Consider the following 16,357-nt stretch of genomic DNA (forward strand, 5'->3'; position numbering starts at 1 on the left):
AATCCCGGCTGTCGCCGTTAAAGAGAGCTGAAAACCTATATCAAAAAGTATCAAAGGTGATAATAATAGCATAATAATGGCTGTAACCAATAAAGTAATCAAACCATCACTCATCCTCCCCAGATATTTAGCGGTATAAGCTAAACCCGCCATAATCGCGGCCCGAACCACCGGCGGTTCGGCTCCGACCATTAAGGTATAAAACAAGACACCTAAAAAAGCGACCACTAAAGCTTTTTTTCGGTTCATCAACCAAACTAAAAAAGAAACCAGGAAGCCAGCAATCACTGAAAGATTGTAACCAGAAGCGACAATGATATGAAGTGTGCCTGTATCCCGCAAATTATTCAGGAAATTTTCAGGCATTTCTTTTTTAACTCCTAAAAGAATACCGATCATTAGGCTTGCTTGGGGTTCTGGTAAAACCCCTGCAATCACCTTTTCCAGCCGACCTCTAAAATTATAAAGACTACCCTTAAAAGAAAATAAAAAATCTTCTTTTCCCTCTTCTTCTGCATTCTGAATGTCTGGAAAGTAAGCAGAATATCTGGTATCAAAGGGGTTTATCACTCTCTTCTCAAATCTGCCAGTAACCACCAACCTATCACCATAAAAATAGCCTGGAAAACGGTGGGTTTCTAAAAAAACCGGCCCAAGGTAAATGATCTGGTATGAATCCTTCAGATATGGTTGCTGACTGACTCTTCCTTTGAGCGTAATTTCCCTTCCCTCAGGTATCTTTAATCTCGAAACAGATTGAAGACGAAAGAAGTAAAGAAAAATAACCAAAATCAAAACAAAACCAATAAAGATTTTTTGGGCAGGTTTCATCTAAAAGACAGTAATCTCGTCTTTGATTGTTTCAAAAACATTAGCGGGAATGACTTTCTTATCTAATAAGTCATCAACAGAAGCATAAGGACGATTCTCAATAATCGCTTTAGCCCGAGCCTCGCCGATTCCCCAAAGCGAATCTAATTCTGAAGCCGAAGCACTATTAATATTAATCTTCCCACTCACTGATTCACCTGCCACTTCCCCATCCTCACCCTGAGAAGGAATATATACCTTTTGGCCATCTTCCAACTCTTGGGCCAAATTCAAATTCTTTTCCACCCAAGACCGATCAGCCCCAGCTGACAAACCGCCAGCCAGAGCTAACAAATCCTTGTAACGAGAATTAGAGGGTAATTCATAAACCCCTGGTTGAATAACTGAACCAGCTAAATCCACCCAAATTGTTTCTGATTCCTCTTTACTAGCGATAATCTCAATTTCTGGTTCTTTTTGCTGATTTAAAAAAAGCGTGGTTAAAATCCCCACGCTCACTAAAAAAATACCAATTAAACCAAGAAGAAGAGGAACCTTTCCTTGCTCTAAGAGCTTCTGGAAGTCAAAATTGGGCATTAATTAAAGTCTAGCATAAAACATAGAAAAACCTGAGTATAATTAAGCGAGAATTCTCTATTTTTAACTGCTGAAGTTTCTCAAATGACTAAGAGACAATCTAATTGACAAGCTTTTTGCGAAGTGTTAAAATTGGTTTTGGACAGCGAGAAGCTGTTGTTTTGTACATTAATATTTCCTCCGTCAGTTAGTAACCCAGACAGTTGTCTGGCACAAAGATTTGTACTGGCAACTAAATCGATTAAGTTCGATTACTTATGGCGTTAATTTCTAACGCCGCAGGGTTTTCTACCCTGCTTTTCGGGGGCGTAATGCCAACATTTATTGAATAAAAAAAAGAATATTTTCTGGTATTTCTGATAAATGTTAGGTAGAGCGACACGATTTTAAAAAGTCTAAGGTGACTCTAACTTTCTCCCAGTAGGGGGCTATTAATGACACGTGGCACCTGATTACTTATAAATAATGCCACAGAAAGGAGGAATTATGAATGGCAAAAATCTAAAACAGATTGTCTACGTTCTAGACCGCCTAGTTTTAGAAGGAAAGTTAGAGCCAGACGAGAAAGCCGAAATTGCCAAAGCAATTAAAGAACTTTCTCATGCCTTGAAGATTCGTAATATCAAACAAATCGAAAAGGCAATAGAGAAAATCTCTAAACTATTGCTTAGGCTAGAGTAAGTTAGGGGGCGTCAGCCTTAGAACTTTCTATAAGAACCAGAAAATAATTAACTCGGATTCTTATAAAAGGTTAAATTAAATAAAATTCAATAAAAATAATACCTTGAATTATAGTAAAGCAATTAGAACAATTAGAGCTGCCAGAGATATATCACAAAAAGAATTAGGACAGCTAACTAATTTAGATCCTAGCTATATCTCTCGAATCGAAAGTGGAGAAAGAACACCAGCGATTGAAAGTCTTAAATCAATTACAGAAGCGCTAGAAATTCCATTTTACCTCTTTATACTTCTTTCATCGGAAAAAGAAGAATTAAAAGATATTCCGGAAAAAGAGGCAGGTAAAATCGCAAAAAACCTATTGAAGATTCTAATTTTATCCCAAAAAGAATCTCGATAAGATGTTAGCCAGCCTAAATCCTGAGATATTTCCTCTTCGATCAACTAAATTTCTAGAATACTTATTAATAACTGATAGAAAACAGTTAAAGAAACTGGCAGAATCCGCGGGAAGATATTATAGACCCTTTGATCGCCTTGAAATTAATGAAGCTGGAAAAAATAAATGGCGCCACATCGATAATCCTACGGGTAAATTAAAAATTATCCAAAAGAAAATCAATAAAAGAATACTTAAAGAAGCAATGATTTCGTTACCGAACGGCATGATAGGTGGTGTTACTGGAAAATCAACTAAAGATAATGTTAAGTTTCATCTTAAAAAAGAAATGGTTTTAACCTTAGATCTAAAAAACTGTTTCCCAAATATTAATAACCAAAAAATCTATCGTGTTTGGAAAGAGATTCTAGGTTGCGGCAGAGTAAACGCAAGAATCCTAACACAACTTACCACTTTTCAAACCAGATTGCCGCAAGGAGCATCTACAAGCTTGGCGTTGTGCAACTTGGCACTTTTGCCACTCTTTAATGATATTCAAGTTTTTGCCTCCGCGCATAACTTGAATTTTACATTATATGTAGACGACATAGCTATTTCAGGTAAATTCCCTATGGTTCAATCTTCAATCAGCCCCATTATTAATTTAATCCAAAAACATGGTTACGCAATAGGTCATAAAAAAATTCGCATAATGCCAGCTAATGTTAGACAAAAAATTACAGGTATTATTGTTAATAAAAAAACAGCTATTGAAATACAAAAGATAGAGGAAATAAGAGGACAAATATTGAATGCTGCTAGAAAAAAAATAATCACGAAAAACGACCTAGATTCTATTTGGGGAAAAATTGATTATATCAAAAATATATCTCCCGCCCGAGGAGAGAAGCTCAGTCATTTTGCAGCAATGTTACTACCCGATTCTGTTGAAATTTATACGAAACCTGTAAATTATAAAATCAGAAAGTGCACTTGTACAAAACGTCATAAAACTAAGAGACCGTAAGTAAATTTTTAAATTCTAAAAAACAAAATCAATTAAACCACAAAATTAATTAACTTCCCAGATACAAAAACCACCTTTTTTACCTTTTTCTTTTCTAAATGTTTAGCTACGTTCTTTTCTTTCTTAGCTAATTTCTCAACCTCCACCTGTTGAGACGCCTGATTACTAGAAACTTCTATCTGGCCTCTTAACTTACCATTAATCTGAATAATAATCAGGGCTTTTTCTTCCTTAATCATTTTTTCATCAAACTCTGGCCATTTTTGCTGATGAACTGAAAATTTGTTTTTTAAGACTTCACACCATATCTCTTCAGCAACATGAGGCGCAAAGGGAGCCATTAGCAAAGCTAAAATCTCAATCGCTTCTTGACTAACCCTCTTTTCCTGATAAAGAAAATTAACAAATTCCATAATCGAGGCAATAGCAGTATTGTAATGAAGTTTTTCGATATCCCTGGTTACTTTTTTAATTGTCTGGTGAATGACTTTCTTCTCTTGAGAATCTCCTTTTTCCTCAAACTTCTGACTAATTCGCCAAACCCGACTCATAAACCGATACATACCAGTAATCCCTTGATCCCGAAAATCGCCTCCTTGGTTAAAAGGACCCAAAAACATCAAATAGCATCTTAACGCATCAGAACCAAACTTTTTAATGTAGTTATCGGGAATAATCACATTGCCCCGAGACTTCGCCATTTTTGCGCCGTCTTTGATAATCAACCCATGAGCATAAAAGTGTTTAAAGGGTTCTTCAAAATCAATTAAACCTAAATCTTTAAAAACCATGGTCAAAAACCGGGTATACATCAAGTGAAGAACGGCGTGCTCCTGGCCACCAATATACATTTCGACTGGCAACCATTTCTTAACTCTCTTTTTATCAAAAGCCACCTTTTTCTTATCCGTAGAAGTATAACGGAAAAAATACCAAGCCGAGTCTAAAAAAGTATCAGAAACATCAGTCTCTCTTTCAGCCAAATCGCCACATTTTGGACATTTAACCTTAACCCAATCTTTAGCCTGAGCCAAAGGCGAAACTCCAGTCCCCAAAGGCTTCCAGTTTTTCAGATAAGGCAGTTTAACTGGTAAATCTTTTTCTGGCACCGGCTGCCAACCACATTTTGAACAATTAATCATCGGAATCGGTGGCCCCCAATAACGCTGACGAGAAACACACCAATCTCGTAAACGATATTGGGTTTGTTTTTGGGCCAAACCTTTTTTCTCTAACCAAGTCGTAATCTTTTTAATCCCCTCTTGAACCTCTAAACCATTAAATTGACCTGAATTAACTAACTTGCCTTGACCATCATAAGCCTGTTTTTCAACATCTCCGCCAGAAATCACTTCAATAATCTCTAAATCATGTTCCTTAGCAAATTCCCAATCTCGCTGATCATGAGCCGGCACACCCATAACCGCTCCTGTACCGTAACCCATGACCACGTAATCAGCTATCCAAACCGGAATCTTTTTACTAGTAGCCGGGTTAATCACATAACCACCTGTAAAAACTCCAGTCTTTTCTTTTTCGGTGAATAAACGCTGGACTTCTGTCTTCTTACGAGCCTTTTTAATATAGTTTGATACTTTTTCTTTGTTTTCAGCTAAAGTTAATTTATCTACCCACTGAGATTCTGGCGCTAAAACAAAGAAAGTGGCGCCAAAAATCGTATCCGGTCGAGTGGTAAAAGTAGAAATTTTTTCTTTAGAACCAGCGATTAAGAACTGAAGCTCTGCTCCTTCAGATTTACCAATCCAATTTCTCTGGGCAATTTTTGTTCTCTCTGACCAATCAATGATTTCTAAATCCTTTAAAAGTCTGTCTGCGTACTTGGTAATCTTAAAAAACCATTGTTCTAACTCTCGTTTCTCTACCTCATTATTACAACGCTCACACTTACCGGCAATTACTTGCTCATCAGAAAGAGTGGTCTTACATGAAGGACACCAGTTAACTGAGGCTTTTTTTCGTTCAACCAAACCGGCTTTGAAAAGCTGAAGAAAAACCCATTGCGTCCAACCATAATAATCAGGGTCATAAGTTTCTAAAATATTCTCCCAAGCATAACCATTACCCGTGGCCTCTAATTGACGATAAAAATTCTTTTCTGTCTGCTTAGCCACTTCAACCGGGTGCTTGCCTAATTTAAGAGCGTAATTCTCACTGTGAATCCCAAAACCATCCAAGCCAATAGGTTCAAAAACATCATTCCCTTTCATCCTCTGCCAACGACCATGAATATCAGAACCAGTAAAAGCATACATATTGCCAACATGAAGGCCTTCACCGGAAGGATAAGGAAACATCATCAAGTTATAGAAGGGTTTCTTGGCTTGATCCAAATCAACTTCGTAAATCTTCTCCTGACGCCAACGTCCCTGCCATTTTTTCTCAATTTCTTCTGGATAATAATTTTTAGCCATCTTTTTTATCCTAACAAAAAACTCCCTGGTTTGGGAGTTCCAAAAAACTCTTCTCTCTCCCAAACCAAGCTACTTCTCTAAGAGAAGAAGATTAAGGTCAAGAAGAGAAAATAAAAATTTCATCTTCCTTAATTTAGCAAATCCTTCTTTTGCTGTCAATCTCTCTGTGTTAAAATGAGTTGAAATGGGCAGGCAAAAATCCTGGTTTTCAATTATCATTCCTGTTTTTAATGAAGAAAAAGTCATTAAAAAAGTTATTCAAGAAATAAAAACGGTTCTCCGTCAAGAAAAAATCAAGGCGGAGATCATTACGGTTAATGACGGCTCAACCGATACTTCAGGAGAGATTCTCAAAAAGATAAAAGGTATCAGAATCATCAATCATTCCCATAATCAAGGCTACGGCGCTTCTGTTAAAACCGGAGTTCTTAAGGCGAAACGCGAAAACATCATTATTATTGATGGTGATGGGACTTATTCTCCTCAAGACATCCCTCTCCTCATTAAAAACTTTGCTGACCAAGACATGATTGTGGGTGCCAGAACCGGTAAAAAAATTCAAGAGCCTTTTTTAAGAAAAATAATGAAAAAAATCTTGATTCTCCTAGCTAACTACCTGATCAACGAAAAAATTCCTGACCTCAATTCCGGTTTAAGACTCTTTAAGAAAGAACAATTTGACCGTTTTCTTCACCTCTTACCTTCAGGTTTTTCCTGCACTTCCACCCTGACTCTCTCTTTTCTCGCTCATGACCTTTCGGTCAAATTTATACCCATCAATTACCATCACCGAGTTGGCAAATCAAAAATAAAGCCAATTAGAGACACAATTAACTTTACTTCCCTGATTCTGACCACTATTCTTTACTTCAATCCCCTGAAATTCTTTGTTCCCTTAAGTCTAGTCTTCTTTTTCTCGAGTTTCTTAATAGGCATCTACAGTTTTTTATTTTTGCCTAAGTTTATGGATGTCTCGACCGTCATTCTCTTCTTTGCTGGCTTCCAAATTCTTTCGATTGGCATTTTGGCTGATCTCATTTCCAAAGGTAACGCCAAGCTTGACCGAAGCTAATGAAAATCATCTTAATCAACCCACCAGCCGAAAACGAAATTATTGGCAACAATCCACCCATTATTGAAGAAGAAAGAGGTTTCAATCCACCCTTAGGTTTACTCTACCTGGCCGCCTATTTAAGGCAGAACAATCACCACCAAATCAAAATCATTGACAGCCAAGTTGAAGAACTCACCTACTCCCAACTCAAACAAAAAATAAAGAGGTCCAAACCAGAAATTGTTGGCATCACCACCATGACTCTGACCTTAATTGATGTCCTCAAAACCGTTAAACTAGTCAAAGAAGTTGATAAAAAGATAAAAGTTATTCTGGGTGGCCCTCATGTCCACATCTTTCCCAAAGAAACCATTAATCTTCCAGGTGTTGACTACCTTGTTTTAGGTGAAGGCGAACAAGCTTTTAATGACTTAATCAACGCCCTTGAAAAAAAAGAAAAATTAGAAAAAATAAAAGGGATTGTTTTTAAAAGAAATAAAAAAATCATTAACACCGGTCCCCGACCCTTTCTGATGAACCTTGACCAACTCCCTTTTCCAGCCCGAGACCTAGTCCCTTATCAGCAATATTCCTCTTTGATTGCTAAAAGACAACCGATTACGACCATGATTACTTCTCGAGGCTGTCCATTTCAATGTAAATTCTGTGACCGACCAAACTTAGGTAAAGTCTTTAGAGCCCGTTCCGCCCAAAACGTGGTTAAGGAAATCGAGGAATGTGTTCAAATGGGAATCAACGAGTTTTTTATCTATGATGATACTTTTACGGTCAACCAGCAAAGAGTAATTGAGATCTGCGACGAAATCATTAAAAGAAAATTAAAGATTGGCTGGGACATTAGAGCCAGAGTGGATACGATTAACAAAAAAATCCTCAAAAAACTGAAACAAGCTAATTGTGAACGAATCCATTATGGGGTTGAAACCGGTTCACCTAAAGTTCTCAAAGCCCTTAACAAAGGCATTACTCTGAGACAAGTCAGAAACGCTTTTCGCTGGACCAAAGAAATGGGTATTGATACCCTGGCCTATTTTATGATTGGCAATCCCCAAGAGGGCAAAAAAGAAATAAGCGCCAGTCTAAAATTAATGAAAGAATTAGAACCAGATTTTGTTCACCTCACCATTCTCACTCCTTTTCCGGCCACCAAAATCTATTTGGAAGCCCTGGAAAAAGGGATTATCAAAAAAGATGTTTGGCAAGAATTTGCCAAAAAACCTTCACCTGATTTTATTCCCCCAGTCTGGAGCGAAAACTTTAGTCGAGAAGAGCTCTTTGAAATTGTTTCCCAGGCCTACAAAGAATTCTATACTCGGCCAGCCTACATTATTCAAGGTTTAAGAAAAATCAAATCTCTGCCAGAATTTAACCGGAAAATAAGGGCAGGACTTAAAGTTATCAAAATGTAACAAAGATGGACAAAAGACATCCAAAAGGCGTTTTAAAACTTGATTATCATTTAAAAAGAAAAAACAAAAAAGCTTTTGCTTATCGCTTTCAACGAAGAACTAAAGAAGTCCTTAAAGCCATCCAGAAATATCAACCAAAACCAAACAATATCCTTGATCTAGGCACCGCTGATGGTCTGATGCTTAGTCAAATCAAAGATCATTTCCCTAAAAGTAATTGCCTAGGGATTGAATACTCCCAAGAACTAATCAAAACAAACCAAGACAAAAGAATTAAAATCATCCAAGGTAATGTTCTTAAACTCCCTTTTCAAAAACCCCAATTTGAAGTGATTATTGCCGCCGCTATCATCGAACACCTCAATCAACCCCAGAAATTAATCAGAGAAAGTCAAAGGGTGCTTAAAAAAAATGGGATTCTGATTCTGACCACCCCTGACCCTTTTTGGGAGAAAACCGCCACTCTTGTCGGTCACTTAAAAAAAGAAAGTCATTATTCGACTCTTGATTTAAGAGAATTAACCAAAATCCTAAAAAAACAAGGTTTCCAAATCCTGGAAAAGAAAAAATTTATGTTCTCACCTATTGGCTTTCCCCGCGAAGAAGCAATTGAAAAAATCCTCAGATTATTTTCTTTAAATGCTTTAATGGCTAATCAATTAATTATTGCTAAGAAAAAATAAATTAAAAAGGATTTAAACTCTAAGTTATGTCAGCTAAAAAAATCAGCCAAATTCAATATTGGAATTCAGTTACCAAAAGAAGACAACCAACTCATCCCGTGGTCAGAGAATTTGTTATCCCAAAAATAAGGTTCATTGAGAAAACAATTAAACTCAAACCAAAGAGTAAAGTTTTAGACGTCGGTTGTGGCAGTGGCTTTTTTACCTATTACCTGGCCAAGAGATATCAGGTTACTGGTCTTGACTTCTCTAAAAAAATGCTAGCCCTTAATCCTCACAAAAGATTAATCAAAGCCAGTGCCTATCAAATTCCTTTTAAAGACAATACCTTTGACCTGGTTTTTTGCTCCAACCTCCTCCACCACCTCGATCACCCCTTAAAAGCTCTTAAAGAAATGAACCGAGTGGCAAAAAAGTTTGTGATTGCTTCAGAACCCAACAGAAACAATCTCGCTATCCTTCTTTTAGGTCTGGCTAAAAAAGAAGAAAGAAAATCCCTCAAATTCTCGACCAATTATCTCGTCTCTCTTTTCAAAAAAACTAAACTCCAGATTGTTACTCAAGAAAACCTAGGCCTGATTACGCCTAACAAAACGCCCCAGTCTTTGATTAAGCCTCTTTTATTTCTGGAAAAAATAAGCTGGCTTAAACCCCTAAGAGCCTACACCATCATTATCGCAGAAAAAAAGAAGTAAACTTTTGTTTCAATAAATCTAAAGCAAAAATCCCACCCCCGGCGACAATAATAAAATAAAGCACCCAACCAACCACCAAGGCTTTAAACATAAAAACCAAACCTTCTTCCTTAAAAACAAAGAACAAAAACTTATAAACGCCACCAAGATGAACCAAAAAAGCGATTAAAGTCCCTAGCCAAAAAGGATGCCAAAAAAGACCTAAAAACAAGAAACCAGGCAAAGCGACAGCTGATAAAGCAGTGATAAACTCTTTTTTGGTAGTCGCCACCGGGTCAAACTGGCGCCGACTCAGATAAAGTTTACTCCAGTCCCGAGCCCGGAAAAAATATTTTTTGGCAATCGGCCAAAAATCCTCAAATTCATGTCTAACTTTCATTTTAGGATTAAAAATGACTGCATAGCGCTGGGCAATCCGATAAGTAAATTCAATATCCTCGACCATCGCTCCTTTGTAACCTTCATTAAAACCACCTAAGCGAAGAAACAATTCCCGATTAATAGCTGCAATCCGGGTCGAAAAGAGAAAGTAATAACCACGCTGGTCTCTTTCCTGAATCCAATAACTCCAATCCCTTAAAGCCTTGAATCGAGGAAAAAATTTCTTGCTCCTTTGAACCTTGTTCCAAACCCCAGTCATCGCATACAAATCAGGGTCTTTTTGAAAACAATTAGCAATTTCCTTTAAAGTGTTTTTGTAGAGCTGGACATCAGAATCAAGAAAAAGCAGCACCTCACCTCGAGCTACCTTGGCTCCCTCATTTCTGGCCTTAGCCGGACCAGCATTTTTTCTCAAACAATGATATCTCACCCCTCGACCATAACCCTTCACCACCTCACCCGTCCCATCTGGTGAACAATCATCAACCACAATGATTTCAAAATCCTTAAAAGAAGAATTAAAAGCTGAATCTAGTAAAGGAATAATTGATTCTTCTGCTTTGTAAGCAGGAATAATAATGGAAAGAAAAGGCTTTTTAATCATTTCTTGGCAAAAACAATGATATCTCCCCAGGGATCAGTCAGGGCAGGAGCCGGGAAATTACCAATAATTCTTTTTATCATACCAGTAAACATTTTGACAACCCGATTAGGATAAAAATCAGCTAACCGAGTCAGATAATAACCCAAAGTAAAAATACGGGGATCATCCCGTTTCATCTCAACCTTCCTAAAACCAGATTTCTTCAACATCTTTCTTAAAGTTTCCCGAGTCAGAAAGTAAAGATGTTCCTGGTGGCGATAACCAAACCAATGAGAACCCATTAAGCGTCTAGTCCAGGAATTATGGTCAGGGGTGGTCAGAACCACCCAACCACCGGGTTTAAGCAAGCGACTAATCTCCTTTAGATGATTAAGGGGATTAGTCTCATGTTCAATTGTCTGGAGACTAGTAATAACATCAAAAGAACGAGCAGGCAACTTCACTGACTCAATTGTTCCCTTCCTCACTTTCAAACCCTGTTGACGACAATGATTCAAAGCAAAATCAGAAACATCAATCCCTAAAGCAGACCAACCATCCTTCTCAGCCTCTTGAAGAAAAAAACCAACCGCACAACCTACATCAAGAAGCTTACCTTTCGACTTCACCCGTTTATCTATCTGCTTTAATTTCTTCCGAAAGTAACCTAAATGGGCTTCCCTATTCTTAAGATAAGGATCAAAGTTTTTAAAATATTTAGGTCCATACAAAGAAGCAATCTCCTTCAAACTAGGTTGCGGATTAACCAAAACCAAACCATCATTCAAACACTGAACAATCTGCCTTTTATCCCTTTTAAAAAGAACATCAAAATTTTTCTTCTGACAAAGAGGACAAACAATTAACTGAGCCATCAAAGCTATTCTATCATAAGCAGAATTTGTCTTAATAAAACTAGGCATCCTTCATAATTTTCTCTTTTAAAATTTACTACGAATAGCTATTTTGGTAGAATGGGAATATGAAGCCAGAAATGAGACAAGTAGAAAAAGAGTTGATAAGACTCCTAAGGAGCTTCCGTCCTAATAGAAAAGAAACAAAAAAAAGAATAAATATTCTTCCATTCTTGGGGATGGTTTGTGGTTTTATTTTTGGGATAGTGTGGTTGTTTTATTTTTGGGATGAAGTTAAGAATCTTGTTCCCCAGCACACTTATAGATTCGGGGCTATGGGTATTTGGGGTTTTCCAATAATAACTACTCTTATAGGAATTATAGTTGGAAAGGGCATAGAATTATTGGTTCGAAGATTAAGAAACTAGTTCTAACATCGTCCACGACGGGGAGCCAGCCTCAAACCTCTCTGGGACGTTAGAACTTTTGGTATACTTTTAGCATGCAAGTCCTAAAATCTCTTGAAGGTTATAAGCTTTGCCTATCAGCAAAAGAGTTAGCTCAAATGAATATTGTGGGCTTTTTTGCAAAACTCTTTTCAAACAAAGGGCTTCAAGATAAACCATATGACTCTAAAGAAGTAAAAGAGTTCATAAGTAAGCTATCAAAAAGCAGTGTTGATTCGAAAGAATATGAATACTATACAGCACTGCTTGATCTTTATCACGCCTTTGAAAAAAAATGCGATTTCTGTTTCAAGCTAAAAAGCAGCTACGATCCTAAACAACACAGCATAAGGACTATTGAAGATCTCGAAAAATTCAAGGACGATCCGCCGGATGTAATTGTCAAATATCAAAAATCTGACTACCCGTTTGAACTTAAGAGATACCGAGGAGATGTTACTTTTGATAGGTTATACTCTTTTATTAAAAAGAAAATAGTTGATCACTACTCTGGAAAGCTCAATTTTCTTATCGTTTTACAGCCGAGTAGTGGGTCAGTAATTGACTTTGGTATGTTCAAACAAATACACGAAGAGTTAAAGAATGAAAAAAACCAACCTGGGTATATCGGAATCACTTTTAATCACGACAATATAGAGATAGTCACAATTCGAGTTCTTCCGAAATTAGAAAAATATATTCGACCTTACAGCCCAGAAACAGATTTATTTTCAGACTTACTACATTCTTAAAGAAAAAAATGCTCTAACTCCATCCACTAGGTGGAGTTTTGAGTGTTTTTTTGGTTTGGTAGAATAGAGATATGAAGCAGATTATTTTGTTCTGGTTTTTAATTGTTTCAAGTTTTTTGGTTGCCTCTATCTGTTTTGTTAGAGAGAATTTTTTGTTTTTTGAGTTACTTTGGAGAGTCTCAATAATTGCAGGAGTTTATTTTTTTGGTAGACCTCGCTTTTCTTTTACCCGTAAACAGTGGATTACGTTGCTGTTGATCTTTATTCTTACTTTTGGGATTACTCGAGTTTTTTCTTCATCGCATTCATTTCTGTATTCTTTACTTGCGGTTATTCTTGGTCCTCTTGCAGAGGAGATGTTTTTCCGTGGTTGGTTAATCTCCAGACTAGAAGGAAGTAAGAGAGATAAGATTGTCAAATCTTCTTTTCTTTTTAGTTTGTATCACTTAAAGAATGCTTTTCTTCTTCCTCCTCTGGCCTTAGCGTATCAATTATTGTATTCAGGCTTAGTAATAGGACCAATTTTTGCTTGGGTAAGATTGCGATATGACTCTTTGTTTCCTTCGATTGTTTTGCATAGTGTAAACAACACGATTGGTTTAACAATAACAGAGAGGTTTTTTCCTTCTATTATCAAAAGGTTTCCTTTAGTAACTTAAGGAGATTCTAAATAAGCTCTAACTTTGCCCACGAGGAGGACGAGGATTATCTAGAAAATCAAGTGAATCTTGAATTACCTCTTTTCGACCAAAAGGATGTTTTTTTGGATCAATCTCCAGAATAACAATCATCCCTGCTTTTTTCTTCATTTCTTCAGTCAGTTCTGCCAGTAAGCCAGTATATTGGCCTCCATAAACAGGACAATGGTCCCCTTTTGTTTCAGACCTATCAGAAAAATGAACAACAGTAGGCTTAAGTTTTTCCCACATTTCTCTCAAGTAAAGATCAACTCTTTCTATCCCTGAAGCTGAAGCTGCCTGAAAAGCATGGGCCGTATCTAAAGTCGCTCCCAAACCATAATATTCTTTAAAATCTTCTATTGCTTGAGAATCATGAGACAAAGCTAATTTCTCATCATACCAACCATTTTCAATCAAAATCCTTCCCTGACCAACATAAGAACGAATCTCTCTTTCACTTAGTCGATTCAAAACATCAGGATGAAGATTGTAATAAACGTCTAATTCTTGGGCAATCTCTCTCCCCCGATAACAAAAACTAAAAGGCCCTACCTCAGTGCCGACCACAAAAGCCACGCCGGCCGTAATAATTCTATCCTTAGTACTTTTAGGAACACCATCAAAAACTTCATGCCAAACGCCTCTAAAATTACCCTCTAAAGGTCCATGGATACCAACAATCGAAGAATGTCTTGATTCAGGAACAGAAGTGAAACGACGTGGCAAAAGTTCAACACTTAGAGTCAAACCCAAATCTTCATTCAATTCATCTAAAACAGTTAAATTTTTTAGAGGTTGAGGAGGAAAATATTCACCAATCGTCTTTTGAGCCACACCAACGGTCAAATTATCAACTGCCTGCCCTCTAAGAATTAAATCTCTTTCTGAACCCATAGGGAGTTATTATAACACAAATGTTTTTAAAGCTAGTAAAAGCTAGTATTAAGATTAGAGTAAGATTAATCTGTCTTGACTTTGAAGATGATTACCCAGTCATTTTGAAAAACTGTTTCCAAAAAAGAATAAGGTTGAAAATAACCTAAAGTCGCTTCTTGAGGCCCAAAGAAAATATAACTAATTCTATTCTTTTTAAGAAAATCAAAAGCTTCGTCTTCCATCATTTGGTTATTGAAAAATCGCTGAATAACAAAACGTTTTTGGTCAAAGAAAATCGTCTCACCGCTATGACCATAGTAAACAGTGTTACCCGAATAAGCAGGAATGTAATTACCGGCAGTCACATCAGATAAAACAATTTCATTCCTCTTTGTCTCTTCCCCTAACCAAACAATCGCCTGCCACCAGCCTTTTAAGGGATACATTACCTGAGAAGGATAAGGGACTAAAGGCAAAACCGCGGCTACCCGTTGATTGATAAAGCCAATCTGGCCTTTAAAAGAAGAGTAAATCCCTGGTAGAGAAAGAAGGAGGACCAATAAAACCAACCAAATTAAAACCTTTTGACCAGTTTTCTTTTTCAACCACTGACTAACTTCAACCAAAAAAAGAGTGGCCAGAATCGCCAAAGGCAAATGAACCGCCACCTGAATAAAGCGAACCTCTGATTGAAAAGGAATTTGCTGAAAAATAAGGATGGCTAAAAAAGCACTCAGAACCCAAAAAACCAAAGGCAAATAAGTTTCTTTTTTTCGCCAAAAAACCAGAATCATCCCCCCTACCCCTAAAACAAAGGTAATCCCTAAAGCCAAAAGATATTCTTCAAACCGAAAAGGTAAAGGATGAAGCCGATCAAAATCAGTTAAAGCCTTCCAAGGATAAATAGAAGTAATTCTTTGAATATAAAGAAGCGGAATGGCAGTCACTAAAACTAAGAAAATAAAACTAACAATCTGTCTCTTAATATCTCTAAAGATATCATCTTTAAATAAACCATCCTTTATCTTAACCAACCCCTTTGTTATTAAAGTTTCTCTTATCTGCCAAAGAATCCATAAACCCCAAATTCCCCAAACAATTAAAAGACTAGGCGGATGGACAAAACCAGCGATTAAACCACTGACCAAAGCCCAAACCAATTTCCTCTTTAACAAACTCAATAGCATGACAATCGTCAGTAAATGACCAAAAAGATAGTGAGGCACATAAGTGGCTCTCCTGACCACATCCATTTCCTGCCACCAATCCATAAAAAGAGCCGGATGCCAACCCTGATTATAATAAACAAACCGGGGCCAAGCCCCAGAAAAAAGAGCTAACAAAAAAGCAATTTTTCTTTGGAAACTATCTCTTAAGAAAAAGGCAATTAATTGGTAAATGGCTAAAAGTAAAGCCACGGCCAAAAGAATCCGGACCAAATGGTAGGTAATTGGTGGTGTCAATCTCAACCACCCCCCCACCTTGCCTGTTAGAAGATAAAATTCCTGGAGCAAAGCGCCGCGATGAGATTCGCTAGTGTATTTATTAATCACCGTCCAGCGGCCTTCCGCTCCCAATCTCATTTTGGCTAAATAAACATTGTAATCATAAGTGTAATTATGTTCACCCCAAAGCATTAAGCGCCGCGAATCACCTAAATTATTGGCCTGAAAGGCCTCATAAAGAGTGGGGAAAAAACTTAAAAAGAGAAGTAAAAAGGAAAAAAATAAGATAAAAATAAACTCTTGATTTAGTAAAGAATAAACTCGCTTCATTAATTATTATTTAAATTATTTAATTATCTATTCTTAGGAAAAACTCATTATTTTGAATTATCATTTTGAGTCTATAACAAGGACTCCCTCTTGACAAGTAGTTTTATAATAGAGTAAAGTCTCTTTTGATATGGAAAATACTCCCGACATGAAAAAAATTATTCTCGGCCTAGTCCTCGGAGTGGCAGTTTTAGGCATCGTTCTTTACGGTGGTTATCTCTA

At 37.0% G+C, this 16,357-nt stretch carries 17 protein-coding genes; 10 read left to right on the plus strand and 7 right to left on the minus strand.

What is annotated here, in order from left to right; translation table 11 throughout:
* Together VMY36_03480 and VMY36_03485 are read right to left on the minus strand one after the other, a co-directional pair.
* Positions 1-831: ComEC/Rec2 family competence protein (locus tag VMY36_03480; GenBank protein ID HUV42931.1), on the minus strand; the 831-nt coding region annotated here is incomplete at its 3' end.
* On the minus strand, positions 832-1,407 hold the full coding sequence (locus tag VMY36_03485) for a ComEA family DNA-binding protein (protein ID HUV42932.1): 576 nt from the start codon (positions 1,405-1,407) through the stop codon (positions 832-834).
* A 486-nt stretch (positions 1,408-1,893) separates the two neighbouring features.
* Between VMY36_03485 and VMY36_03490 the strand changes: the two genes are divergently transcribed.
* The 3 genes from VMY36_03490 to VMY36_03500 all read left to right on the plus strand — a co-directional run bounded on the left by VMY36_03490 (position 1,894) and on the right by VMY36_03500 (position 3,494).
* Positions 1,894-2,088, plus strand: a complete 195-nt coding sequence (locus VMY36_03490; GenBank protein ID HUV42933.1) for a hypothetical protein — start codon at positions 1,894-1,896, stop codon at positions 2,086-2,088.
* 103 nt (positions 2,089-2,191) lie between these two features.
* A complete protein-coding gene (locus VMY36_03495) occupies positions 2,192-2,488 on the plus strand; it encodes a helix-turn-helix transcriptional regulator (protein HUV42934.1) in 297 nt (98 codons plus the stop codon).
* 1 nt (position 2,489) lies between these two features.
* The gene (locus VMY36_03500; GenBank protein ID HUV42935.1) at positions 2,490-3,494 is read left to right on the plus strand and encodes a reverse transcriptase family protein; all 1,005 of its coding nucleotides are present in this window, start codon (positions 2,490-2,492) and stop codon (positions 3,492-3,494) included.
* Between the two features lie 32 nt (positions 3,495-3,526).
* Here the strand turns inward: VMY36_03500 and leuS are convergent, their stop codons facing one another.
* On the minus strand, positions 3,527-5,926 hold the full coding sequence (gene leuS, locus VMY36_03505; GenBank protein HUV42936.1) for a leucine--tRNA ligase: 2,400 nt from the start codon (positions 5,924-5,926) through the stop codon (positions 3,527-3,529).
* A 184-nt stretch (positions 5,927-6,110) separates the two neighbouring features.
* Between leuS and VMY36_03510 the strand changes: the two genes are divergently transcribed.
* From VMY36_03510 to VMY36_03525, 4 genes are read left to right on the plus strand one after another with little or no spacing between them, the layout of a single operon-like run.
* A complete protein-coding gene (locus tag VMY36_03510; GenBank protein ID HUV42937.1) occupies positions 6,111-6,998 on the plus strand; it encodes a glycosyltransferase family 2 protein in 888 nt (295 codons plus the stop codon).
* Positions 6,998-8,410 (plus strand): radical SAM protein, encoded by a 1,413-nt coding sequence (locus tag VMY36_03515; GenBank protein ID HUV42938.1) that lies wholly within the window; start codon positions 6,998-7,000, stop codon positions 8,408-8,410. The genes VMY36_03510 and VMY36_03515 overlap by 1 nt, the downstream gene beginning before the upstream one ends.
* A gap of 5 nt (positions 8,411-8,415) precedes the next feature.
* The gene (locus VMY36_03520; protein ID HUV42939.1) at positions 8,416-9,093 is read left to right on the plus strand and encodes a class I SAM-dependent methyltransferase; all 678 of its coding nucleotides are present in this window, start codon (positions 8,416-8,418) and stop codon (positions 9,091-9,093) included.
* Positions 9,094-9,119: 26 nt separating this feature from the next.
* A complete protein-coding gene (locus VMY36_03525) occupies positions 9,120-9,788 on the plus strand; it encodes a methyltransferase domain-containing protein (protein ID HUV42940.1) in 669 nt (222 codons plus the stop codon).
* Here the strand turns inward: VMY36_03525 and VMY36_03530 are convergent.
* Both VMY36_03530 and VMY36_03535 read right to left on the minus strand, forming a co-directional pair.
* Positions 9,766-10,773, minus strand: coding sequence for a glycosyltransferase family 2 protein (locus VMY36_03530; protein HUV42941.1), 1,008 nt, complete (start codon positions 10,771-10,773; stop codon positions 9,766-9,768). The genes VMY36_03525 and VMY36_03530 overlap by 23 nt on opposite strands.
* Positions 10,770-11,627: a class I SAM-dependent methyltransferase gene (locus VMY36_03535; GenBank protein HUV42942.1), complete on the minus strand. Its 858-nt coding sequence runs from the start codon at positions 11,625-11,627 to the stop codon at positions 10,770-10,772. Before VMY36_03535 ends, VMY36_03530 begins: the two co-directional genes overlap by 4 nt.
* Before the next feature lie 107 nt (positions 11,628-11,734).
* Here VMY36_03535 and VMY36_03540 point away from each other — a divergent pair, with 107 nt between their 5' ends.
* From VMY36_03540 to VMY36_03550, 3 genes are all read left to right on the plus strand, one after another.
* Positions 11,735-12,034, plus strand: a complete 300-nt coding sequence (locus VMY36_03540; protein ID HUV42943.1) for a hypothetical protein — start codon at positions 11,735-11,737, stop codon at positions 12,032-12,034.
* A gap of 74 nt (positions 12,035-12,108) precedes the next feature.
* Positions 12,109-12,804, plus strand: a complete 696-nt coding sequence (locus tag VMY36_03545; protein HUV42944.1) for a hypothetical protein — start codon at positions 12,109-12,111, stop codon at positions 12,802-12,804.
* A 71-nt stretch (positions 12,805-12,875) separates the two neighbouring features.
* On the plus strand, positions 12,876-13,463 hold the full coding sequence (locus VMY36_03550; GenBank protein ID HUV42945.1) for a CPBP family intramembrane glutamic endopeptidase: 588 nt from the start codon (positions 12,876-12,878) through the stop codon (positions 13,461-13,463).
* Positions 13,464-13,481: 18 nt separating this feature from the next.
* Here the strand turns inward: VMY36_03550 and VMY36_03555 are convergent, their stop codons facing one another.
* Together VMY36_03555 and VMY36_03560 are read right to left on the minus strand one after the other, a co-directional pair.
* Positions 13,482-14,378: a hypothetical protein gene (locus tag VMY36_03555; GenBank protein ID HUV42946.1), complete on the minus strand. Its 897-nt coding sequence runs from the start codon at positions 14,376-14,378 to the stop codon at positions 13,482-13,484.
* Between the two features lie 65 nt (positions 14,379-14,443).
* A complete protein-coding gene (locus VMY36_03560; protein ID HUV42947.1) occupies positions 14,444-16,135 on the minus strand; it encodes a hypothetical protein in 1,692 nt (563 codons plus the stop codon).
* Positions 16,136-16,357: the final 222 nt, after the last annotated feature.

This window comes from Patescibacteria group bacterium (assembly GCA_035529375.1).
GTDB lineage: Bacteria > Patescibacteriota > Microgenomatia > PFEM01 > JAHIFH01 > DATKWU01.